The 21968-nt window shown below is 65.0% G+C and carries 21 protein-coding genes; 11 read left to right on the top strand and 10 right to left on the bottom strand.

All coding sequences use genetic code 11. From position 1 onward, the window contains the following. Position 1: 1 nt before the first annotated feature. A complete protein-coding gene (gene glgA / locus CKW37_RS01890; protein WP_095153735.1) occupies positions 2-1561 on the bottom strand; it encodes a glycogen synthase GlgA in 1560 nt (519 codons plus the stop codon). 446 nt (positions 1562-2007) lie between these two features. Next, positions 2008-2364: a response regulator gene (locus CKW37_RS01885; protein ID WP_095153734.1), complete on the bottom strand. Its 357-nt coding sequence runs from the start codon at positions 2362-2364 to the stop codon at positions 2008-2010. Positions 2365-2635: 271 nt separating this feature from the next. Between CKW37_RS01885 and CKW37_RS01880 the strand changes: the two genes are divergently transcribed. The 6 genes from CKW37_RS01880 to CKW37_RS01855 all read left to right on the top strand — a co-directional run bounded on the left by CKW37_RS01880 (position 2636) and on the right by CKW37_RS01855 (position 10617). Beyond that, positions 2636-6151, top strand: coding sequence for a response regulator (locus tag CKW37_RS01880; protein WP_095153733.1), 3516 nt, complete (start codon positions 2636-2638; stop codon positions 6149-6151). Next, a complete protein-coding gene (locus tag CKW37_RS01875; protein ID WP_095153732.1) occupies positions 6148-6969 on the top strand; it encodes a protein-glutamate O-methyltransferase CheR in 822 nt (273 codons plus the stop codon). The genes CKW37_RS01880 and CKW37_RS01875 overlap by 4 nt, the downstream gene beginning before the upstream one ends. Then, positions 6966-7541, top strand: coding sequence for a chemotaxis protein CheB (locus CKW37_RS01870; RefSeq protein ID WP_095153731.1), 576 nt, complete (start codon positions 6966-6968; stop codon positions 7539-7541). Before CKW37_RS01875 ends, CKW37_RS01870 begins: the two co-directional genes overlap by 4 nt. After that, positions 7535-8779, top strand: coding sequence for a hybrid sensor histidine kinase/response regulator (locus tag CKW37_RS01865; protein WP_095153730.1), 1245 nt, complete (start codon positions 7535-7537; stop codon positions 8777-8779). The genes CKW37_RS01870 and CKW37_RS01865 overlap by 7 nt, the downstream gene beginning before the upstream one ends. Positions 8780-8835: 56 nt before the next feature. After that, positions 8836-9213, top strand: a complete 378-nt coding sequence (locus CKW37_RS01860; protein WP_095153729.1) for a response regulator — start codon at positions 8836-8838, stop codon at positions 9211-9213. A gap of 99 nt (positions 9214-9312) precedes the next feature. After that, positions 9313-10617 (top strand): DUF2235 domain-containing protein, encoded by a 1305-nt coding sequence (locus tag CKW37_RS01855; RefSeq protein ID WP_159985212.1) that lies wholly within the window; start codon positions 9313-9315, stop codon positions 10615-10617. Positions 10618-10620: 3 nt separating this feature from the next. On the opposite strand, the gene CKW37_RS01850 is transcribed toward CKW37_RS01855, so the two are convergent. The 3 genes from CKW37_RS01850 to CKW37_RS01840 are packed head-to-tail and all read right to left on the bottom strand — an operon-like array spanning position 10621 to position 13280. After that, complete coding sequence (locus CKW37_RS01850; protein WP_095153727.1) at positions 10621-11223, bottom strand: TetR/AcrR family transcriptional regulator; 603 nt, start codon at positions 11221-11223, stop codon at positions 10621-10623. Between the two features lie 6 nt (positions 11224-11229). Then, positions 11230-12081 (bottom strand): 3-hydroxybutyryl-CoA dehydrogenase, encoded by an 852-nt coding sequence (locus CKW37_RS01845; protein WP_095153726.1) that lies wholly within the window; start codon positions 12079-12081, stop codon positions 11230-11232. A gap of 14 nt (positions 12082-12095) precedes the next feature. Further along, on the bottom strand, positions 12096-13280 hold the full coding sequence (locus CKW37_RS01840) for an acetyl-CoA C-acyltransferase family protein (RefSeq protein ID WP_095153725.1): 1185 nt from the start codon (positions 13278-13280) through the stop codon (positions 12096-12098). 176 nt (positions 13281-13456) lie between these two features. On the opposite strand from CKW37_RS01840, the gene CKW37_RS01835 reads away from it, so the two are divergent. After that, positions 13457-14467, top strand: coding sequence for an AraC family transcriptional regulator (locus tag CKW37_RS01835; RefSeq protein ID WP_095153724.1), 1011 nt, complete (start codon positions 13457-13459; stop codon positions 14465-14467). Here CKW37_RS01835 and CKW37_RS01830 read toward each other — a convergent pair. Continuing rightward, positions 14464-14901 (bottom strand): carboxymuconolactone decarboxylase family protein, encoded by a 438-nt coding sequence (locus tag CKW37_RS01830; RefSeq protein WP_095153723.1) that lies wholly within the window; start codon positions 14899-14901, stop codon positions 14464-14466. The two genes, CKW37_RS01835 and CKW37_RS01830, sit on opposite strands and share 4 nt — an antisense overlap. 125 nt (positions 14902-15026) lie before the next feature. Then, on the bottom strand, positions 15027-15878 hold the full coding sequence (locus CKW37_RS01825) for a LysR substrate-binding domain-containing protein (RefSeq protein ID WP_095153722.1): 852 nt from the start codon (positions 15876-15878) through the stop codon (positions 15027-15029). Positions 15879-15969: 91 nt separating this feature from the next. Here CKW37_RS01825 and CKW37_RS01820 point away from each other — a divergent pair, with 91 nt between their 5' ends. The 3 genes from CKW37_RS01820 to CKW37_RS01810 are packed head-to-tail and all read left to right on the top strand — an operon-like array spanning position 15970 to position 18321. Then, positions 15970-16635, top strand: a complete 666-nt coding sequence (locus CKW37_RS01820; RefSeq protein ID WP_095153721.1) for an ankyrin repeat domain-containing protein — start codon at positions 15970-15972, stop codon at positions 16633-16635. Between the two features lie 19 nt (positions 16636-16654). Next, on the top strand, positions 16655-17110 hold the full coding sequence (locus tag CKW37_RS01815) for a nucleoside deaminase (protein ID WP_095153720.1): 456 nt from the start codon (positions 16655-16657) through the stop codon (positions 17108-17110). Then, positions 17107-18321, top strand: coding sequence for a cyanate transporter (locus CKW37_RS01810; protein ID WP_095153719.1), 1215 nt, complete (start codon positions 17107-17109; stop codon positions 18319-18321). The genes CKW37_RS01815 and CKW37_RS01810 overlap by 4 nt, the downstream gene beginning before the upstream one ends. Here CKW37_RS01810 and CKW37_RS01805 read toward each other — a convergent pair. Continuing rightward, positions 18314-19747: a PLP-dependent aminotransferase family protein gene (locus CKW37_RS01805; protein WP_095153718.1), complete on the bottom strand. Its 1434-nt coding sequence runs from the start codon at positions 19745-19747 to the stop codon at positions 18314-18316. The two genes, CKW37_RS01810 and CKW37_RS01805, sit on opposite strands and share 8 nt — an antisense overlap. Before the next feature lie 146 nt (positions 19748-19893). Between CKW37_RS01805 and CKW37_RS01800 the strand changes: the two genes are divergently transcribed. Continuing rightward, complete coding sequence (locus CKW37_RS01800) at positions 19894-20136, top strand: DUF2790 domain-containing protein (protein ID WP_095153717.1); 243 nt, start codon at positions 19894-19896, stop codon at positions 20134-20136. Positions 20137-20151: 15 nt separating this feature from the next. On the opposite strand, the gene CKW37_RS01795 is transcribed toward CKW37_RS01800, so the two are convergent. Together CKW37_RS01795 and CKW37_RS01790 are read right to left on the bottom strand one after the other, a co-directional pair. Beyond that, complete coding sequence (locus tag CKW37_RS01795; protein WP_095153716.1) at positions 20152-21036, bottom strand: dihydrodipicolinate synthase family protein; 885 nt, start codon at positions 21034-21036, stop codon at positions 20152-20154. Between the two features lie 21 nt (positions 21037-21057). Further along, positions 21058-21840 (bottom strand): aldolase, encoded by a 783-nt coding sequence (locus CKW37_RS01790; protein WP_095153715.1) that lies wholly within the window; start codon positions 21838-21840, stop codon positions 21058-21060. Between the last annotated feature and the right edge of the window lie 128 nt (positions 21841-21968).

Here is a 21968-nt window from a genome sequence, read left to right as displayed (position 1 = left end):
CTTACCCCCGCTGGCTAGTGGCGCGGACGACCAGTTCCTCGTACAGCCGGGCGTAGGGTTCCACCGCCTGGCACCAGTTGAAGGGTTGGGTCATCGCCAGGCATCGCATGGCGTTGAGCAGCGGTTTCTTCTCGAAGACATAGAAGGCCCGTTGCAGCGCCTCGCGGTAGCTTTCCACGGTGGATTCGTCGAACAGGAAGCCGGTGACGCCACTCTCGATGGTGTCGGCCAGGCCGCCGGTATTGCGCGCCACCGGCAACGAACCAAAGCGCTGCGCGTACATCTGGCTCAGGCCGCAGGGCTCGTAGCGCGACGGCATCAGCAGGAAGTCGCTGCCGGCGAACATGCGCCGGGCGTCGGTTTCGTTGAAGCCGATGCGCACGCCGATCCGTCCGGGGAAGCGCAACGCCAGCTCGCGCATGGCCTGTTCTTCCTCGGGTTCACCGCGGCCGATGATGGCGAGCTGGCCACCTTGCTCGACGATGAACTCGGCCACGCCCAGGGTCAGGTCGAGGCCTTTCTGGTAGACCAGTCGCGACACCACCGCGAACAGCGGGCCGGTCGACGGCTCAAGGCCGAACAGCTCGCGGACTTGGCTGGCGTTGGCGGCCTTGCCTTCCCAGTCATTGAGGCCGAAGCGGTGTTCCAGGTGGCTGTCGGTGGCCGAGTTCCAGCTCTCGTCGATGCCGTTCGGAATACCGCTGAGCAGCCCTTGCTGGGCCTTGCTGTCGAGGAACCCGTCGAGCCCGCAGCCGAATGCCGGCGTGGTGATTTCGCGGGCGTAGGTGGCGCTGACCGTGGTGATGTGACTGGAGTAGGCCAGGCCCGCCTTGAGGAACGACAGCTTGCCGTAGAACTCCATGCCTTCCTGTTGCAGGGCGTGTTCGGGAATCGCCAGTTCCGGGCAGCAGGCGCGGCTGACCACGCCCTGGTAGGCGAGGTTGTGAATGGTGAACAGGGTCGGGGTGCTCAGGCCGCGCCAGTGCATATAGGCCGGGGCCAGGCCGGCGGGCCAGTCGTGGGCGTGGACCAGGTCCGGGGTCCAGTGGACCATGCCTTCGCCTGCGGCTATTTCGGCGGCGGCCAGGCCCAGGCGGGCGAAGCGGATGTGGTTGTCGGGCCAGTCACGGCCGTTGTTGGCGCCGTAGGGCGTGCCTTCGCGCTGGTACAGCTCGGGGCAGATGAGGACGTAGATGACCAGGCCGTCCGGCAGGTCCATGCGGCCGATCTGGCAAGCGGGCAGCGCCGCGTGGCCGCCCAGTTCGCCGACCACATGGATCGGGTTGTCGCTTTCCATCACTTGCGGGTAGCCGGGGATCAGCACGCGGACATCGTGCAAGTGGCTCATGGCGCGGGGCAGGGCGGCGGAGACGTCGCCCAGGCCGCCGGTCTTGACCAGGTCGGCGATTTCCGAAGTGACGAACAAGACTTTGCGTTTGTGCCGGTTCTGTCTGGCGTCGGCGGCATAGCCACGGCTCGTTGCGACGATGTCACTGCCCACGGGGGCGCTGGTGTCCGGATTGAAATGCTCGGTATGCGGTTCGACAGCGGCACTGATCATACTTCTCTCCATCCCTTGTTCTGCGGGTGAATCACCCTAATGCGATGCCTGTTCGGTCTATCTCTCTTCTGCTGTGCAGTGTTGCGTCCCTGTCACCCGTGCAAGCGCTAAGCCAAATGGCGCTCCTGCCATTGGCGAACTGACGAAGTGTAGGGATGGGTGGGCCGCGCCCGGGAACGCCGGAAGCGATGACCTACTTAAATTCCTGACTGGCGCTGTGATCCGAAAGTTTCAACTTTTTTCGGTCGGGTTGTCCGGGCGGTACCACGCAGGATTTGCCAGTGTAGGAGAGGGATCGGAGAAAATGTGACCCGCTGGTCATATTTCAGATTGAAGACACATGGGTGGGGTTTTGCATAAGGGAGGAAGGGAAGGGGGTGGTTTGGTTATTGGGGGATTGCGCCGCGCAAGCGGCGCTCGATCTCAAAGGCGCTGACAACCTGGGTTCAACCAAGAATCCCCTTCATCTTGTCCCGCAACTGATCGATGGTGAACGGCTTGCCAATCACATGCATGCCTTCCGGCACATCCATGGTCGAGCCATAGCCGCTGGCAAACACGATCGGCAGCAGCGGGCGCAATTCGCGGGTCAGGCGGGCCAGTTCCTGGCCGTTCATGCCGGGCAGGCCGACGTCAGTGAGCATCAGCGAAAAGGGCTGTTGCGGGTCTTCGATCAGCTTGAGTGCCTCTTCGCCGTCTTGGGCCTCGGTAACCTCGTACCCCAGTTCATTGAGCACATCGACCAACAGCATGCGCACGATGTTGTCGTCTTCAACGACCAGAAGAGGGGGAATAGCGGGCATGGGTTGCTCCTGCGGCAATAGGTATTACTGACTCTGTAAACGCAACGCCGCAGGAAGTTCCCCGGCATCAGTGATGTGCAGCATAGCGGTCGACGTTGAAGCAGGGAACGATTGGCGAACCGATGCCTCAAATACTGGCTTTGTGCCCTGTCGATTGCCGTGAACATGGATAGACTGGGAGGGGCAGCGTGGTTGCGGTTTGCATGTCAGATCGAAAACCTGAACCATAAGACAAAAAAATCAACCCAATTCTGCCGCCCGGACCCTACAGATGAATCATTCAGCCTCAACAACCGACCAACAGCGCTTCCGCAAGCTGCTGGTGCGCAATATCAGCCTGCCCCTCGGGGTCGGCCTGTTGAGTGCCGTGGTGTTTGTCACGGTAATCGCCTACCTGCTCTCGGTCATCCAGTGGGTCGGCCACACCGACCGGGTGATCAACAACGCCAACGAGTCGCTGAAGCTGTCCATCGACATGGAAACCGGCATGCGGGGCTACCTGCTCACGGGCGACGAGCATTTTCTCGATCCCTACGAACTGGCCAAGCCACGGATCAGCGCGCAGATGAAGACCCTGCGCGAGCTGGTGGCGGACAACCCGACACAGATCGATCGCCTCGGTCGCCTGGAAGCGCTGCAGGCCGAGTGGGACATCTTCGCCCGGGAGATGATCCAGTCGCGCCGCGGTGGCGGTGACTACCGCTCGGATATCGAGGCCGGTCGCGGCAAGCGCCTGACCGACCAGACCCGCAAGGAATACGAAGACTTCGTCGCCCTGGAGCAGCAACTGCGGGCCAAGCGCAACGAACAGGTCAGTACCACCACCTGGGTGTCCATTTCCCTGTACCTGGCGTTCATCATCCTGATCAGTGGCCTGCTGGCCTGGATTGGCCGGCGCGACCTGATCAACCTCTCCACCAGCTATCAGGAAAACCTCCAGGCCCAGGAACGTGCCACCGAGCACCTTCAACAGCAGGCCTGGATCCGCAGCGGCCAGTCGCAACTGGCCGAGCGGGTGCTGGGCCAGCAGACCCTGCCGACCCTGGGCCACAACATTTTGCAGTTCTTCTCCAACTACCTGGGCAGCGTGGTCGCCGCGCTGTACGTGCGTGACGAGCAAGGCGATCTGCACCGCGTCGCCAGCTACGGTTTCTCCCGCGAGCAGGAAGCCCGGGACCAGGTGGTCGGCTCCCACGAAGGGTTGCTGGCCGAGGCTGTCAGCCAGAGCCGTCTGATGGTGCTGGACGATGTGCCGGAAGATTATTTCAAGGTCAGCTCCGGGCTCGGCGAGGGCCTGCCGCGCAGCGTGCTGGTGATGCCGTCGAGCAACGACGGCCAGGTCAATGGCGTGCTTGAACTGGGTTTCCTGCGTCCGCTGAGTCCGCGCGATGGCGAATTGCTGGAGCGGGTCGCCAACAACCTCGGCACCTCCATCGAGAGCGCGCGTTACCGCCAGCGCCTGCAGGAAGTGCTGGCCCAGACCCAGCAACTCAACGAAGAGCTGCAGGTGCAGCAGGAAGAGCTGAAAACCGCCAACGAAGAGCTGGAAGAGCAATCGCGGGTGCTCAAGGAGTCCCAGGCCTACCTGGAAACCCAGCGCGCGGAGCTTGAGCAGACCAACGAGCAACTGGCCGAACGCACCGACGCCCTGGCGTCCCAGCGCGATGCCCTGGACCACAAGAACACCGAGCTGAACGAAGCCCAGGTGCAGTTGCAGGAGCGCGCCGAGGAACTGCAGCGCTCCAGCAAGTACAAGTCCGAATTCCTCGCCAACATGTCCCATGAGCTGCGCACACCGCTCAACAGCTCGCTGATCCTGGCCAAGCTGCTGGCCGAGAACCCGCAGGAAAACCTCAGCGACGAGCAGGTCAAGTTCGCTGAATCGATCTACTCCGCGGGCAACGACCTGCTCAATCTGATTAACGACATCCTCGACATCGCCAAGGTCGAGGCCGGCAAACTCGACGTGCGCGCCGAAACCACCCAGGTGGCACGCCTGGCCGAGGGCCTGCGCGGGATGTTCGAGCCGTTGGCGGCGGACAAGGGCCTGGCCTTCAGCGTCAACATCGAGCCGGATGTGCCGGCGACCCTCTACACCGACCGCCAGCGCCTGGAACAGATCCTCAAGAACCTGCTGTCCAACGCGCTGAAGTTCACCGATCGCGGCCAGGTCAGCCTGACCGTCACCCACCAGCCTGGCAGCGGCATCGTGTTCCATGTGCGCGACAGCGGCATCGGCATCGCGGCGGACCAGCAGCAACTCATCTTCGAAGCCTTCCATCAGGCCGACGGCACCACCAACCGCCGCTTTGGCGGTACCGGCCTGGGCCTGTCGATTTCCCGCGATCTGGCGCGTTTGCTTGGCGGGCAGATCCAGGTGCAGAGCGAACCGGGCAAGGGCAGCGTGTTCAGCCTGATTCTGCCGGAGGCGTACGAGCCGATCGTCGAACAGGTCGGGCCTTCGCCTATCTCGCGTCCACAGCCATTGTCCCAGCCGGTGGTGGTCGCGCCGGCGCTGATCGATCCGCTGCCGCCGACCCCGCTGGCGGCGCCGGCCAAGCGCCTGTCCTTCGAGGACGACCGGCAACTGGCACCGTTCTCCAACCGCTGCATCCTGGTGATCGAGGACGAGCCGAACTTCGCCCGCATCCTCTTCGACCTGGCCCACGAACTGGGCTACAACTGCCTGGTGGCCCAGGCCGCCGACGACGGCTTCGAACTGGCCGCGCGGTTCATTCCCGACGCCATCCTGCTGGACATGCGCCTGCCCGACCATTCCGGGCTGACCGTGCTGCAACGGCTCAAGGAACAGGCCGCCACGCGGCACATCCCGGTGCACGTGATTTCCGTCGAAGACCGGGTCGAGACCGCCATGCACATGGGCGCCGTGGGGTATGTGGTCAAGCCGACCAGCCGCGACGAGCTGAAAACCGTGTTCGCCCGCCTGGAAGACAAGCTGACCCAGAAACTCAAGCACATCCTGCTGGTGGAAGACGACGACCTGCAGCGCGAAAGCATCGCCCGCCTGATCGGCGACGACGATGTGCAGATCACCGCCGTGGCGACCGCGCAGGAAGCGCTGGAACTGCTGCGCGAGAACATCTACGACTGCATGGTGATCGACTTCAAACTGCCGGACATGCTCGGCAACGAGCTGCTCAAGCGCATGACCATCGACGAGATCCGCGCCTTCCCGCCGGTGATCGTCTACACCGGGCGCAACCTGACCCGCGACGAAGAAACCGAACTGCTCAAGTACTCGCGCTCGATCATCATCAAGGGCGCGCGCTCGCCGGAGCGCCTGCTGGATGAAGTGACGTTGTTCCTGCACAAAGTCGAATCGACGCTGTCCCATGAACGGCAACGCATGCTCAGGACCGCGCGCAGCCGCGACAAGGTCTTCGAAGGCCGCAGGATCCTGCTGGTGGACGACGATGTGCGCAATATCTTCGCCCTGACCAGCGCCCTGGAGCACAAGGGCGCGCTGGTGGAGATCGCCCGCAACGGCCGCGAGTCCATCGAAAAACTCGAGCAGGGCGGCGATATCGACCTGGTGCTGATGGACGTGATGATGCCGGAGATGGATGGTTTCGAGGCCACCCGGCTGATCCGCAAGGACCCGCGCTGGCGCAAGCTGCCGATCATCGCGGTGACCGCCAAGGCGATGAAGGACGACCAGGAGCGTTGTCTGCAGGCCGGCGCCAATGATTACCTGGCCAAACCGATTGACCTGGACCGGCTGTTTTCCCTGATCCGTGTCTGGCTGCCGCAACTGGAGCGAATTTGACAAGCGAACGTAACACCGACATTGAAATCCGGCTGTTGATCGAGGCCATCTACCTCAAGTACAGCTACGACTTTCGCGATTACTCCGGCGCTTCGATCAAGCGCCGGATCCTGCATGCCGCGCGGCATTTCGACTGCGCGACGATCACCGCCCTGCAGGAGCGGGTGCTGCACGATCCGGGAATGTTCATGCAACTGCTGCAGTTCCTGACCATCCCGGTCAGCGAGATGTTTCGTGACCCGAGCCACTTCCTGGCCTTGCGCCGGGAGGTGGTGCCGCACCTGAAGACCTGGCCGTCGATCAAGATCTGGATCGCCGGCTGCAGCACCGGTGAAGAGGTCTATTCCATGGCCATCCTGCTGCGCGAAGAGGGCCTGCTCGAACGCACCATCATTTACGCCACCGACATCAATCCCAAGTCGCTGGAGAAGGCCAAGCAGGGCATTTACTCGATGCAGTCGATGCGCGACTACGAGCAGAACTACATCGCCGCCGGCGGCCAGCGTGCCTTCAGCGACTACTACACCTGCGCCTATGGCAACGCCATTGTCGACAGCAGCCTGCGCGATAACGTCACCTTCGCCGACCACAGCCTGGCCACCGACAGCGTGTTCTCCGAGACGCAACTGGTGTCCTGCCGCAACGTGCTGATCTACTTCAACAAGGGCCTGCAGGACCGCTCTTTCGGGCTGTTCCACGAATCGCTCTGCCACCGTGGATTCCTGGTGCTGGGCAGCAAGGAAACGCTGGATTTTTCCGCCTACGCCGACCGCTTCGAAGCGCTGGTCAAGCCGGAACGGATCTACCGCAAACTATGAACAGGGCCGAAGTGATCGTCATGGGGGCCTCGGCGGGCGGCGTCAGTGCGCTGCTCTCGGTGCTGGCGCTGCTGCCGCGGGCGTTCGCGATTCCGGTGCTCTGCGTGCTGCACCTGCCGGACGACCACGAAAGCCAACTGGCCGAGGTTTTCGCTCGCCGGCTGAAGCGGCCGGTGCGCGAGGCGCGGGACAAGGAAAGCCTCGAAGCGGGGATGATCTATGTCGCCTGCCCCGGCTATCACCTGTCGCTGGAGCGTGACCGCTCGCTGTCCCTGAGTCAGGAAGAGCGGGTGCATTACTCGCGGCCCTCGATCGACATGCTCTTCGAATCCGCCGCCGACGCCGTTGGCCCGGGGCTGGTCGGCGTGCTGCTGACCGGTGCCAACGAAGACGGTGCCAGTGGTCTGGCACGAATCAGTGAGTACGGTGGTCTTACCGTCGTCCAAGACCCGGCCCAGGCTCAGGTCGCCACCATGCCAAACGCTGCGCTGGCGCTGCACCGGCCCGACCATATACTCCCTTTGAACGGCATCGGGCATCTGCTCGCCAAGCTGGAAGCACAAGAATGCTAAGCCATATCCAAGCCAAACTGCTGATCGTCGACGATCTCCCGGAGAACCTGCTGGCGCTCGAAGCGCTGATCAAGGGCAACGATCGCACGGTGTACCAGGCGAGCTCCGCCGACCAGGCGCTGTCGCTGCTGTTGGAGCACGAATTCGCCCTGGCCATCCTCGATGTACAGATGCCGGGCATGAACGGCTTCGAGCTGGCCGAACTGATGCGCGGCACGGAAAAGACCAAGCACATTCCCATCGTCTTCGTCAGCGCCGCGGCGCGCGAGATGAACTACGCCTTCAAGGGCTACGAAAGCGGCGCAGTGGATTTCCTGCACAAACCGCTGGACACCCACGCGGTGAAAAGCAAGGTCACCGTGTTCGTCGAGCTGTACCGCCAGCGCAAGGCCCTCGACCAGCAATTGCAGGCGCTGGAGCGCGGTCGCCAGGAGCAGCAACTGCTGCTGGAACAGTTGCAGGTGGCGCGCGGCGAGCTGGAGCGCGCGGTGCGCATGCGCGATGACTTCATGTCCATCGTCTCCCACGAAGTGCGCACGCCGCTCAACGGCCTGATTCTCGAAACCCAGTTGCGCAAGCTGCACCTGGCGCGGGACAACGCCGATGCCTTCACCCTGGACAAGATGCGCGCCATGGTCGAGCGCGACGAGCGCCAGATCAACAGCCTGATCCGCCTGATCGAGGACATGCTCGATGTCTCGCGGATCCGCACCGGCAAACTGTCGATCCGGCCTTCGCGCTTCGACCTGGCGCAACTGGTGAGTGGCCTGGTGGAGAATTTCTCCGCCCAGGCCGCCGCCGCCGGATCGTCGATCGAGCTGGTGATCAACGACGGCGTGGAAGGCGTCTGGGATGAATTCCGCATCGAGCAGGTGATCGCCAACCTGCTCAGCAACGCCCTGCGTTATGGCGCCAAGCGCCCGGTGCATGTGCGGGTGTCGGCGAACGCGGACATGGCCTGCGTCGAGGTGCGCGACGAAGGGATTGGCATCAGCCCGGAAAACCAGCAGCGGATTTTCCAGCAGTTCGAGCGGGTCAGTTCCAACCTGAGCGTCGCCGGGCTCGGCCTCGGGCTGTACATTTCCGAGCAGATCGTCCTGGCCCATGGCGGCAGCATCGTGGTGCAGAGCGCCGAAGGCGAGGGCGCGACGTTCCGCGTCAGCCTGCCGCTGGTATGCGATATGCAGGGAAATGCCGCGGAAAACGAAAGTGATCTTCAACAGGCAACCTCTGCGTAAGCCAGGGGTCTATCAACGAACGACACCACCCGAATGAACCGAATCAAGGCGTTGGCATGAGTGAAGATGCACAAGATGTAGTACTGGTCGTCGAAGACGAACCGGTTATCCGGATGGTCCTCAATGACTACCTGTCGGGCGAGGGTTACCGCGTTCTGCTGGCCGAGGACGGCGCGCAGGCGTTCGAGATCCTGGCCAGCAAGCCGCACCTGGACCTGATGGTCACCGACTTTCGCCTGCCGGGCGGTATTTCCGGGGTCGATATCGCCGAGCCCGCGGTCAAGCTGCGGCCTGACCTGAAAGTCATTTTCATCAGCGGCTACCCGGCGGAAATCCGCGAGTCGGGCAGCCCGATCGCGTTCCGCGCGCCGATCCTGGCCAAGCCGTTCGACCTGGACAGCCTGCGCGAGCAGATCCAGCGATTGCTCCGCTAGCGTCAGGCGATTCATACGAATTAAGGGAAATTTTCCTGCATCCCGTCTTTCAGCGGGATGATCCGATCGGTTCCTTGTTTTCTCGACACAGGAACCGTCATGAATCCGTCAATACCCTCCGATCCTCACGCGATCACCCTGCACCTGGGGCTGTTCTTCGACGGCACCGGGCTCAATCTGCACAACCACGAGCAAGGCGCCGCCTCCGGCAACACCTCGGGTAGCTACGTCACCGGCAAGAGCAATGTGGCGCGGTTGTTCGAGTTGTATCCGCAACAGGCGCGGCTCGGCCTCGAACCGGGACAGACGCGGGCGGCGATGGCGCTGTACGTCGAAGGGGCGGGCACCCGGCGCGGCGCGGCGGATTCGCTGCTGGGCCAGGCCACCGGCCGCCATCAACTGGGCGTGCGGGGGCTGCTGGAGCCGCTTCCCGTGCGCATCAGCGGACTGATCGAGCTATTCACCCAGCACAATCCCGGGCGCGGGATTCGCGCTGTCGAAGTCGATCTGTTCGGCTTCAGTCGCGGGGCGGCGGCGGCCCGGCATTTCGCCAACGGGCTGGCGGGCATCTGTCCCGACTGTCCGCCGGTCCTCAATTTCATCGGCCTGTTCGACACCGTGGCCGGGATCTGGGCGCCGCTCAAAGGCAACTTCAGCGCCGCCAACAGCGACTACGACGGGCTGCAACTCGGCCTGCGCGCCGGACTGGCGCGGCAGGTCGTGCAACTGGTGGCGGCCGACGAGCGCCGGGTGAATTTCCCGCTGGTGGCCAGTGACAACGACCTGCCGCTGCCGGGTTCGCACACCGACATCGGTGGCGGCTATCTGCCGGAGGAGCAGGAGTTGCTTCGCCTGGAACGCCCCTTCAGCAGCCTGGAGCCACGGCATCTACCCGAGCGCCAAAGCCGCGCGTGGTTGCAGGCCAGTCAATGCCTGGAACAGCAGCGCGGGCAGTGGGAGGCGCAGGGGTTCGAACTGAGCATCGACCTTCACAGCAGCGACCAGCCTTTCTTGCCCAAGCGCGACCTCCAGCGTGAGAAACGCGTGGCGGCGCAGGTCGTGGGGACGCGGCGGGTACGGGGGGAGTTGTCGCTGGTGTACCTGAGGCTGATGCATGCCTTGGCCGTGGGTGGCGGCGTGCCGCTGGCACCTGTGCCGGACTGCGCCGAACTTGGGCTACCCAGCGAATTGCACGAAATTGCCGCGAAACTGCAAGCCTACGCGCTCGGCCAGACGCCGACGCATGGGCTGGATACGATGGAAATGGCCTTGCTGCGGCGTCGCTACATTCACTGCTCCGCGCACTGGAACGCCCCGTTGCACTCGAACAGCCCCTTGCTCGACGGGCTGTTCGTCCATCGGCCTGGCGCCGAAGGGCAGCGGGTCATTCACCCGAACCGATGACCCTCAGGCCGCAGAACTGATGCACTCCGGCAGGGTGCGTGCGATCGCGCCGAGCAGCATGTTCTCCATCAGCGCCAGCCGCTGGGCCTGGGGCAGGGGTGAGCTTTGCAGCCAGCCCGGCAGGCTGTTGAGCATGGAGGCGACGACATGCGCGGCGGCCTCCAACGCCGGGCCGGTGAGGCTGGTGGAAGGGGCGATCGCGCGCAGCAGGTGGCTCTCGTACTGCCGGCGCATCTGCGCGATGTGCGCCTGTTGCTCATCGCTCAGGCAACAGAGGTCGCGTTCGGCGAGGCGGAAATGCAGCGGCCGTTCCGCGTGCAGCGCCCAGTGCGCCCGGATCACCGCGGACAGGCGCACGTTGATGGGCTTGCCCCGGCCGACCGGATGCAGGGTGGCAAGCAGCTCTTCGAACAGTTCTTCGATCAGGTCGAACAACAGGTGCTGCTTGCTCGGGAAATGGTGGTAGAGCGAGCCGGCGGTGAGGCCCACATGGGCAGCCAGCTCGCGCATGCTGACCTGGCCGAACCCCTTGGCGGCGAACAGTTCGAGAGCCTTGTCGCGACGGTCTTCGTAATCGGCGCAGCGTTCGGCACAGGTCTTGGGCATGGTGGCTTACTCGTACGTGTGGAAACCGCGACCGCTCTTGCGGCCCAGGTAGCCGGCCGCGACCATCTCCTTGAGCAGCGGGGCGGGGCGGTATTTGCTGTCATTGAAGCCTTCGTGGAAGGCCTCCATGATCGCCAGCAGAGTGTCCAGGCCGATCAGGTCGGCCAGCGCCAGCGGGCCGATCGGCTGGTTGCAGCCCAGGCGCATGCCGGTGTCGATATCGACGGCACTTGCCAGGCCTTCCTGCAGGACGAAGATCGCTTCGTTGATCATCGGCACCAGGATGCGGTTGACCACGAAGCCCGGACGGTTGCCGGCGGTGATCGCGGTCTTGCCGACCTTGCCGGTCAGTTCCATGGCCGTGGCGTAGGTTGCGTCGCTGGTTTGCAGGCCGCGGATCACCTCGACCAGCGCCATCATCGGCACCGGGTTGAAGAAGTGCACGCCGATAAACCGCTGCGGCGCGCTGATGGCCGCGCCCAGTTGGGTCACCGACAGCGACGAGGTGTTGGTGGCGATCACGCACTGTTCACTGACGTTGGCCGCGACCTGCTGGAGGATGCGTTTTTTCAGCTCGAGGTTTTCGGTCGCCGCTTCGATCACCAACTGCGCGTCGTTGAGCGCGGCGTAGTCGGTGCTGGTGCGGATGCGGGTGACCGCGGCTTCGGCCTGGGCCGCTTCCAGGGTCTGCTTGCTGACCTGGCGATCCAGGTTCTTGCGCAGGGTCGCCACGCCACGCTCCAGCGCGGCGTCGGAGACATCGATCAGGGTGACCTGGTAACCGGCCACGGCGCAGACCTGCGCGATGCCGTTGCCCATGGTCCCGGCGCCAATCACGGCGATGTTTTCAAGCGTCATCTTCATGGTTTCCTTCAAGCCCGTTCGAACAGCACGGCGATGCCTTGGCCGCCGCCGATGCACATGGTCGCCAGCGCGTAGCGGCCTTTGATGCGTTGCAATTCATGGATCGCCTTGGTGGCGATGATCACGCCGGTAGCGCCCACCGGGTGGCCGAGGGAAATGCCCGAACCGTTGGGGTTGACCTTTTCCGGGTCGAAGCCCAGTTGCTGGGACACCGCGCAGGCCTGGGCGGCAAAGGCTTCGTTGGATTCGATGACGTCCAGGTCGGACACCTTCAGGCCGGCTTTTTCCAGGACCTTGCGGGTCGCCGGCACCGGGCCCAGGCCCATCAGTTCCGGCTCGACACCGGCGTGGGCGTAAGCGACCAGGCGGGCCAGCGGCTTCAGGCCCTGGCGCTTGACCATCTCACCGGTGGCCAGCACCAGCGCGCCGGCGCCATCGTTCAGGCCGCTGGCGTTGCCGGCGGTGACGGTGCCGTCTTTCTTGAACGCGGTTTTCATCGCGGCCAGTTGTTCGCTGCTGACGTCGCCGCGCACGTGCTCGTCCACCTTGAACTGCACCGGGCCTTTGCGGCCGGGGATTTCGATCGGCACGATCTGGCTGTCGAAGCGGCCTTCGGCAATGGCGCGGGCGGCGCGTTGCTGGCTGGTGATCGCGACTTCATCCTGCATGGCGCGGGTGATGCCGTTCTTCTCGGCAACGTTCTCCGCGGTGATGCCCATGTGGAAGCCTTCGAACGGGTCGTGCAGGATGCCGAGCATGTAGTCGATGCTCTTCATGTCGCCCATGCGCGCGCCCCAGCGGGCCTGGGTCAGCAGGTACGGGCCGCGGCTCATGGATTCGGCGCCGGCGGCGATCACCGCTTCGGCTTCGCCCAGCAGCAGGGTCTGCGCGGCCGATACAATGGCCTGCAGGCCGGAACCGCACAGGCGGTTGACGTTGAAAGCGGGGGTTTCCTTGGGGATGCCGGCGTTCATCGCGGCGACCCGGCCCAGGTAGGCATCGCGGGCCTCGGTGGGGATCACGTTGCCCATCACGACGTGGCCGATTTGCTCGGGGGCGACGCCGGAGCGTTCGATGGCGGCTCGGGTGACCTGGGTGGCCAGGTCCGCCAGTGGCAGGTCCTTGAGCGAACCGCCGAAGGTGCCAATGGCCGAGCGCACGGCGCTGACTACGTAGATATCGTTGTTGTTCATGATCGACTCCAATGGGCGAAGACGTGGCGTGGAGCCACGTGGCTCTGAGAGAATGACGCCCGGCCACGCCCGGGGTGTGTCGAGTCTAGGCACTGGGGGCGTTCGGGCCTATGCCTTAAGTGCCCAGCCGGGCTGTTACTTTTTGCCATGCCGTCGAGGTCAATGCGGAAGCTGTCATGCGGGAAAACGATTCGGTCGCGATGTACTTCGTCCACATCATGCTCTACAGCCTGCGCGACCAGCCCGCGCGGGCCGCGGCGCTGTTGCAGCAGTCCGGCATCGATCCGGTGCTGATCCACGAACTCAACGCCCGCGTGCCGGCCTCGGCCTTCGCCCGGCTGTGGCTGATCCTTATCGAAGCGCTGGACGACGAATTTTTCAACCTCGACAGCCACGGCATGCCGCTGGGCAGCTTCGCGCTGATCTGCCGCGGCTTGATCCAGGAGCCGAACCTGGAGAAAGCGCTGCGCCAGTGCCTGGGCAACTTCGGCCTGTTCCTGCGGGATATGCGCGGCACCCTGACCCTGCGCGGGCAGCGCGCGGTAATCAGCCTGCACTCGCGCATCGACGACCCCCAGCGCCGCGTGTACGCCGAGGAAACGTTGCTGGTGCTGGTGATTAGCCTGTTGTGCTGGCTGGGCGGACGGCGTATCGCCATTGATCGCACTGAACTGAGCGATGCGCGGGTGGCACTGGACGACGATGCGCTGCTGTGGGGGCCGAACCTGCAGATCGGCACCGGCCGCACCGAAGTGGAGTTCTCCGCCGACTACCTGAAATTGCCGGTGGTGCAGGACCTTGGTGCGCTGAAGACCTTCCTGCGCAGTGCGCCGCAAGGGCTGGTGGTGCGTTACCGCAACCAGAACGGCCTGGCGGCGCGGGTCTATCGGTATCTGCGCCTGCGCCAGTACGGCGAATGGCCGACCCTGCTGGGCCTGGCCGGGCAAGTGGGGCTGAGCCCCAGCAGCTTCCGCCGGCAACTGGAGCGCGAAGGCTGTTCGTTCCAGCAGATCAAGGACGAAGTGCGCCAGGCCATGGCCTTCGAATGCCTGCGCGACAGCGACCTCAGCGTCGCCGAGATCGCCGAGCAGACCGGCTTCCAGGAGCCCAGCGCGTTTCACCGGGCGTTCAAGAAATGGACGGGGGAGAGCCCTGGCAGCTATCGCCAGCGCCTGCGGCCGGCTTAGGCCGGAACCATCGCAAAGCCCACGCCGAAGCGGTTCCAGGCATTGATGGTGGCGATGGCCAGGGTCAGGTTGACCACTTCGGTTTCACTGAAATGCTCCAGCAGCGCCGTGTACTGGTGTTGCGGCGCATGTTTTTCCGGCAGCCGGGTCAGGCTCTCGGTCCAGGCCAGCGCGGCTTGCTCGCGAGGCGTGAAGTAGGCGGTGTCGGCCCAGACACTCAGGGTCTGCAGGCGGGCTTCGGTTTCGCCGGCCTTGCGCGCGTCATTGGCGTGCATGTTCACGCAGTAGGCGCAGCCATTGATCTGCGAGGCGCGCAGGCGGATCAACTCCAGCAGCGAGTTCTCCAGCCCGGATTTGGCCAGGGCCTGCTCCAGGCCGATCATGGCTTTGTAGGCTTCGGGTGCGTGTTTGGCCCATTCGATGCGGGTGGTCATGCTGGTAGCTCCGTTGTGGTTCCGCGACAGCGCGGGATGGAGCACACCTTAATGGGCGAGGGGCGGGTTTCAGATAGCCAATTTCGGGATTTGTGGGGAGGCCAATCGGGTTGCCGCGATACGCGTCACCCTCGGCCCCGCGCTTCACCCAGGCCCATCAACAAATCCCGCAACGCCAGCCCATCCCCATCCAGCCCGGCCCTGGCATACAGGGCCAGTTCCAGCCCGTCCACCGGCGGAAAACCTTCGTCTTCGCTGAGTTCCCGGTGATCCGGCAGCACGCAGCGGCTGGGAATCAGGCTGACGCCCAAACCCGCGCTGACCGCGGCGCCGAGGCTGGCCAGGCTGGTGCTGGAGTAGCTGATTCGCCAGGGGCGGCCGGCGCTTTCCAGGGCGTGGATCATTTCCTGGCGGTACAGCGCGCCCACCGGGAACACCACCAGCGGCAGCGGGTCGTGGGCGACCATGCCGCGGGCGCTGCAAACCCAGGACAACGGTTCCGGCCAGCGCGCGTGGCAGTCGCGGTCGGCGCCCCATTGCTTGACCAGCAGCACGTCCAGCTCGCCGTTGCGGTAAAGGTGCAGCAGGGGATTGCTCAGGCCGCTCTCGACTTCGAGGCGCAGGTGCGGGCGTTCGCCGATAAAGCCGCGCAGGGCTTCGGTCAGCAACTCGCCGGCAAGGTCTTCCGGCGCGCCCAGGCGCAGGGCGGTCTGGGTCTGGGTGGGGTTGAGCGCCAGGCGTGCTTCTTCTTCCAGGCGCAGGATGCGCCGCGCATAGCCCAGCAGTCGCTCGCCCGCCTCGGTGGGCCAGACCTGGCGCTGACTGCGGTCGAGCAGGCGGCTGCCGAGGCTCTGCTCAAGGCGGATGATCTGTTGGCTGACGGTGGATTGGGTCAGGTGCAGGCGGTCACCGGCGCGGGTGAAGTTGCCGGTTTCGACCACGGTGACGAAGGCGCGGAGCAGGAGGGGGTCAAGCATTCACAAGTCCACTGGTATGCATGAAATCAATTAATTTCATGCTACACCGCTCGCTCGGGATAATCGCGGCTCATTCGACAGAGGGAATGCCATGCGCCCGAACCGAACCTGCAAACAGGCCTGGCGCGGCGTGCTCGCCGGCCTCGGGCTGGCCGCCAGTAGCGTCGCTTGCGCTGATCTGCCGCAAGCGGTCGTCAGCGGTGACCGTCAGCAACTGCAGACGCTGCTGCGCTCCGGCGCCGCCGTGGACCAGCGTGATGCTCGCGGCAACACCGCGCTGCTGCTGGCCACCGCGCGCAACGACCTCGATGCCGCTCGCCAGTTGATCGAGGCCGGTGCCGACGTCAACGCCAAAAATGCCATCCACGACAGCCCCTACCTGCTGGCCGGGGCCGAGGGTCACCTGGAGATTCTCGAACTGACCCTGGCCCACGGCGCCGACCTGAAGAGCACCAACCGCTACGGCGGCACCGCGCTGATTCCCGCCTGCGAGCGTGGTCATGTGGCGGTGGTGGCACGCTTGCTCAAGGCCGGCGTCAACCCCGACCACATCAACAACCTCGGCTGGACCGGCCTGCTCGAAGCCATCCTGCTCAGCGACGGCGGGCCGGATCATCAGGCCATCGTCACGCTGCTGATCGACGCCGGCGCGAAGGTGAACCTGGCCGACCGCAATGGCGTCACGCCGCTGCAACACGCCCGCGAGCGCGGCCAGCAGGCGATTGTCGAGCGGTTGCTGGCTGCCGGCGCCCACTGAAATCACCGAGGAATCCCCGATGAGTAACGACGCGTTCATGCGTGAAGCCCTGGCCCTGGCCCGGGAAAATATCCAGGCCGGTGGCCGGCCATTCGCCGCGCTGCTGGTGCGTGACGGGCAGGTGATTGCCCGCGCTGTCAACGAAATCCATTGCACCCAGGACCCAACCGCCCATGCCGAAATACAGGCGATCCGCCTGGCCAGCCGGCAGTTGGGGCCGCGTCTGGACGGGTGCGAGGTCTACGCCACGGGCCATCCGTGCCCGATGTGCCTGGCCGCCATGCATTTGTGCGGGATCGAGCGGGCCTGGTTCGCCTACAGCAACGAGGAGGGCGAGCCCTACGGCCTGTCCACCGCCGCGGTCTACGCGCAGATGGCCCGCCCGCCGCAACAGCAGTCGCTGCCGCTGCGGCCGCTGAAACCGGAGGGCGAGGACGGGTTGTACGGCCTCTGGCAGCAGGTGCGCCCGGCATGACCGAGGCCTCGTCGCGCTGGCGTAGCGCCGCACTGTTGCTGCTGGTGATCGCGGTGACGGTCAACCTGCGGCCGATCCTCACCAGCATCGGTCCGCTGCTGGAAGACATCCGCAGCGGCACCGGCATCGGCTACCAGCAGGCCGCGTTGCTGACGGCATTGCCGGTGTTGTGCATGGGCCTGGTGCCGTTGTTGCAGCCGTGGTTGCGCCGTTGGCTGAGCGAGCAGGGCGGTTTGTTGCTGGGCCTGGGCGCCATTGGCCTGGCCTGTTTCTGGCGCCTGTTGCTGGGCAGCGGCACGGCGCTGATCGCCAGTGCGGTGCTGGCCGGGCTTGGCGTGGCCTTCGTCCAGGCGCTGATGCCGGGGTTGGTCAATCGCTGGTTCTGGCAGCGGCTGGCGCTGGCGATGGGTGTGTATTCGGCGGCGCTGATGAGCGGTGGCGGGCTGGCCGCGGTGCTCGGGCCGCGGGTTGCCGAGCATTTCGGACACTGGCAGGCGGGGCTGGGGGTGTGGCTGTTGCCGGTGTTGCTGGCGCTGCTCCTGCTCGGGCTGATCGGGCCGAAACTGGAAGCCGCCGCCGGCCGCGGCGGGAATGGCGGCGGACACTTCTTCGGCAACCGTCGGGCGTGGCTGCTGGCGATTTACTTCGGCCTGATCAATGGCGGCTACACCAGCATGGTGGCCTGGCTGCCGGCCTACTATCAGCAGGTCGGCGGCAGCGCACGCGGCGGTGGAGAACTGGTGGGTCTGATGACGATCTTCCAGGTGCTCGGCGCCCTCGGTCTGCCGCTGCTGTTGCGCCGGTTGGCGGACCGCCGCCCCGGCCTGTGGCTGGCGCTGCTCGCGCAGTTAATCGGATTTGCCGGCCTGTTGCTGGACCCCGCGTTGTCACCCGGTTTGTGGGTCGGCCTGATCGGTTTTGGTCTCGGCGCCTGCTTCAGCCTGAGCCTGACGCTCACCCTCGAACACTGCAAAGACCCACGCCAGGCCGGCGGGCTGGCGGCGTTCGTCCAGGGCATCGGTTTCATCATCACCGGGCTGGTGCCGTACCTGACGGGGTGGCTGCGGGATATCAGCGGCGATTTCCAGGCGTCGTGGACACTGCTGACCGTCACCGTGGTGCTGATGCTGTTGGTCACCGGGCGCTTCGCGCCGAATGGCTACGCCGCGGCGATGAAGGTCACGGCGAGCCCGGCCAGTGCCGTCAACTGAGGTGCTGCAGGGTGTCGCGCACCCGGTCCAGCGCCGGGTCGATATCCAGCAGCTCGATGGCGCCGAAACCCAGTAGCAGGCCGTGGCGCGGCGTTGCCTCGGTGAAGAACGGCGCGAGGGAATACAGCCCGACTTCTACCTTGCGCGCCAGGGCAATCAGAAAATCCACGTCCAGCTCGCCCTTGGCCAGCGCGCTCAGGTGATAGCCCGCGGTGGTGGGCACCGCTTCGAACCACGGGCTGAGGTCGCCTTGCAAGCGTTGCAGGATGCGCTCGCGGCGCGCCGCGTACAGGTCGTGGCAGCGACGGATGTGCTTGAGCAGATGGACCTCGCTGATAAAGCGGGCCAGGGCCCACTGGCTCAGGGTCGAGGTGTGCCAGTCACTCAACTGCTTGGCGATGCGCACCGGTTCCAGCAGCGCCGGCGGCAGGATGGCGTAGCCCAGGCGCAGTTCCGGCAGCACGGTCTTGGAGAAGGTGCCGACATAGGCCACCAGGCCGTGTTCATCGAGGCTTTGCAGGGCGTCGGTGGGCCGGCCTTCGTAGCGAAATTCACTGTCGTAGTCGTCTTCGATGATCACCGCGCCCAGCTCGGCGGCCCGCGCCAGCAGGGCGTGGCGACGCGGGAGGCTCAAAGGCATGCCCAGCGGAAACTGGTGAGAGGGCGTGACGTAGATCAGCCGGACACCGGCGTCGATCCGCTCCACGCAAAGGCCTTCGGCGTCCACCGGCACATGCTGGATGCGCGCGCCGAGGGCTTCGAACAGGTGCCGCGCCGGCGGATAACCGGGATCTTCCATCGCCACCGTGCAGCCCGGTTCGATCAGCACCCGGGCGATCAGGTCGAGGGCCTGCTGCGCGCCGTTGCACACCAGCACATCGGCGCCGCTGCAATGCACGCCACGAGCAAAAGCGATGTGCCGGGCGATGGCCTCGCGCAGTTCGGGCAGGCCTTGAGCGTTGCTGTAGCGGGTGTCGGTGCGCTGGCACTGGCGCAACGCATGCAGGCTGCACTGGCGCCAGGCGTCGAACGGGAAATGGGCCTTGCTCGACGCCCCACCGATGAAGTCGTAGCGCGACGGTTGCGCCAGCGCTGGGCGACCCATGGGAATGCCACGGGCGCGCCAACGCGCCAGGCTGTCCTCGCCGGCCAGCGGCGTTGCGGTCGGCGCGGGCGCGGCGCTGGTCAGTTGCGGCGTGATGAAGGTGCCGCGGCCGACCTGGCCGCTGAGCAGGTTGTCGTAGGTCAGCCGCGAGTAGGCTTCGGCCACGGTCTTGCGTGACACCCCCAATTGCTCTGCCAGCAGCCGCGTGGGCGGCAGTTGTGTGCCGGCGGCCAGCCGTCCGCTGTCGATACCGGCGCGCAGTTGCTGGTAAAGCTGGTCGGCCAGGCCTTTGCGGCCATGCAGGACGATATGCAGTTCCATGGGGAATGGCTTGTCGGGGCAGGGAGCGCAGGTTAACCGATTTGTTGCCGTTGATCCCCCCGGGCGACGGAATCCGCGGTCTGCGCCCACACTCAAAGGGTTGCATCGGTTCTCATCGCGTTGCTCATGCAACGAGGAGATTCACTATGAAACTGCGTTTGTTGCTGTCCCTCGGCCTGTTGTTCGCGGCTGCCGCCCAGGCACAGGATGTCGCCACCGATTACCACTACGGCATGCGTCTCGACGTCGCCAGAGTGCTGAGCATGACCGAGCCGGTCACCGAGGAGTGCCAGGTGATCAGGGCTGCCATGACCTACCTGGACTCGTCCGGGCAGGAGCACACGCTGCGGTATCTGAAGCTGGCCGAGGTGTGCTCCGATCAGGGGTAAGTCAGTTCCAGACCCTTAGCGCAGCTGCTCCAGCAGCGCACTCAACCGCCCAATCCCCGCGTCATCCAGCGGGAACACCGGCGCGCGCGGCGCGCCGCAATCCAGCCCGTCCAGCTTCAGGCCAGCCTTGATCGTCGCCGGCAAACCTCCCTTGAGGATGAACTCCAGCAATGGCAACTGCTTGTAGAACAAGGCCCGCGCCTGTTCCAGGTCGTTGTCCAGCACCGCCTGGTACAACTGCTGGTTCAGCGCCGGGATCAGGTTGGGAGCGGCGGTGCACCAGCCGCTGGCGCCGGCGATGAAGGCTTCCAGGGCCAGCGGGTTGCAGCCGTTGTAGAACGGCACCTGGCCTTCGCCGAGCTGGTGCAGGGCGTGCATGCGCTGGATGTCGCCGCTGCTCTCCTTGACCATGGTCACGTTCTCCACCGCCGCGACAATGCGCAGGATCAACGGCACGGACATGTCGGTGCCGCTGGTGGCGGGGTTGTTGTAGAGCATGATCGGGATGCCGATGCTGTCGCCGATGCGCTGGTAATGCCGGAGGATTTCCGCCTCGCTGAGCTTCCAGTACGCCGCCGGCAGCACCATCACGGCGTCGGCGCCTTGTGCTTCGGCGAAGCGCGCGCGGCGGATGGCGTTGGCGGTGGTCAGGTCGGAGACGCTGACGATGGTCGGCACGCGCCGGTCGATATGGGCCAGGCTGAATTCGGCGACCTGGCTCCACTCGCGGTCATTCAGGTAGGCGCCTTCACCGGTGCTGCCCAGCGGGGCGATGGATTGCACGCCGCCTTCGATCAGGCGGTCGATGGACTGACCGAGGGCGGCGAGGTTCGGTTGCTCGCCGTCGGCGCTGAACGGGGTGACGGTGTAGCCGATGATGCCGTGAAAAGTCGTGGACATGAAACGTACTCCAGAAAGGGCTCAGTTCAGGCAGTCGGCGTGCTGGCGCAGGCTTTGCCGGGCGAAATAGTTGAAGGCGGCGCCATGGCGCTTGGGCCGGTCGATCCAGTCATGGGCCTCGCGGCCAAGGGCCGGGTCGATGGGCTTGATGGTCCCGGCGGACATGGCCAGCAGTTGCAACTGCGCCGCGCGCTCGATCAGGTTGGCGGTGACGCAGGCCTGTTCGATATCGGCTCCGGTAGACAACTGTCCGTGGTGCGTCAGCAGGATGGCGCGCTTGTCGCCCAGCGCGGCGGCGATGATCTCACCTTCTTCGTTGCCCACCGGCACGCCCGGCCAGCTTTCGAGAAAAGCGCAATCGTCATACAGCGGGCAGACGTCCATGTGCGACACCTGCAGCGGCACTTCCAGCATCGACAGCGCCGCGACGTGGGTCGGGTGCGTGTGAATGATGCAGTTGACGTCCGGGCGCGCGCGGTACAGCCAACTGTGGAAGCGGTTGGCCGGGTTGGCCATGCCTTGGCCTTCGAGCACTTCCAGGTCCTCGTTGACCAGCAGCAGGTTGCTGGCGCTGATCTCGTCGAAACCCAGGCCCAGTTGCTGGGTGTAGAAGGTGCCGGGCTGCGGGCCACGGGCGCTGATCTGCCCGGCCAGGCCGGAATCATGGCCGCGGTCGAAGAGAATGCGACAGGTCAGGGCCAGCTTTTCTCGTACAGTCCACGTATTATCGGCAAGCGAGCCTTGCATCCGCGCAAGGGCCTGCTGGACCAGTTGGTCCTTGGGCAGTGCCATTGTGTTGGCCATTCGGGTGTCCTCGGGTGGTGTGATGAAGCGTCATGGCTTGCCCGTCCCGGTTGCCTGGAAAGTGAGCGGGGCGGTCAGTCGTATGACACAGCAAAGGCTATATGACACAAAGTGTCATAGGCAAGGGA

The sequence above is a fragment of the Pseudomonas sp. Irchel 3E13 genome, from assembly GCF_900187455.1.
Taxonomy (GTDB): Bacteria; Pseudomonadota; Gammaproteobacteria; order Pseudomonadales; family Pseudomonadaceae; genus Aquipseudomonas.
The sequence above is the reverse complement of the archived record's forward strand: the minus strand, read 5'-3'. Positions and strand labels throughout refer to the sequence as shown.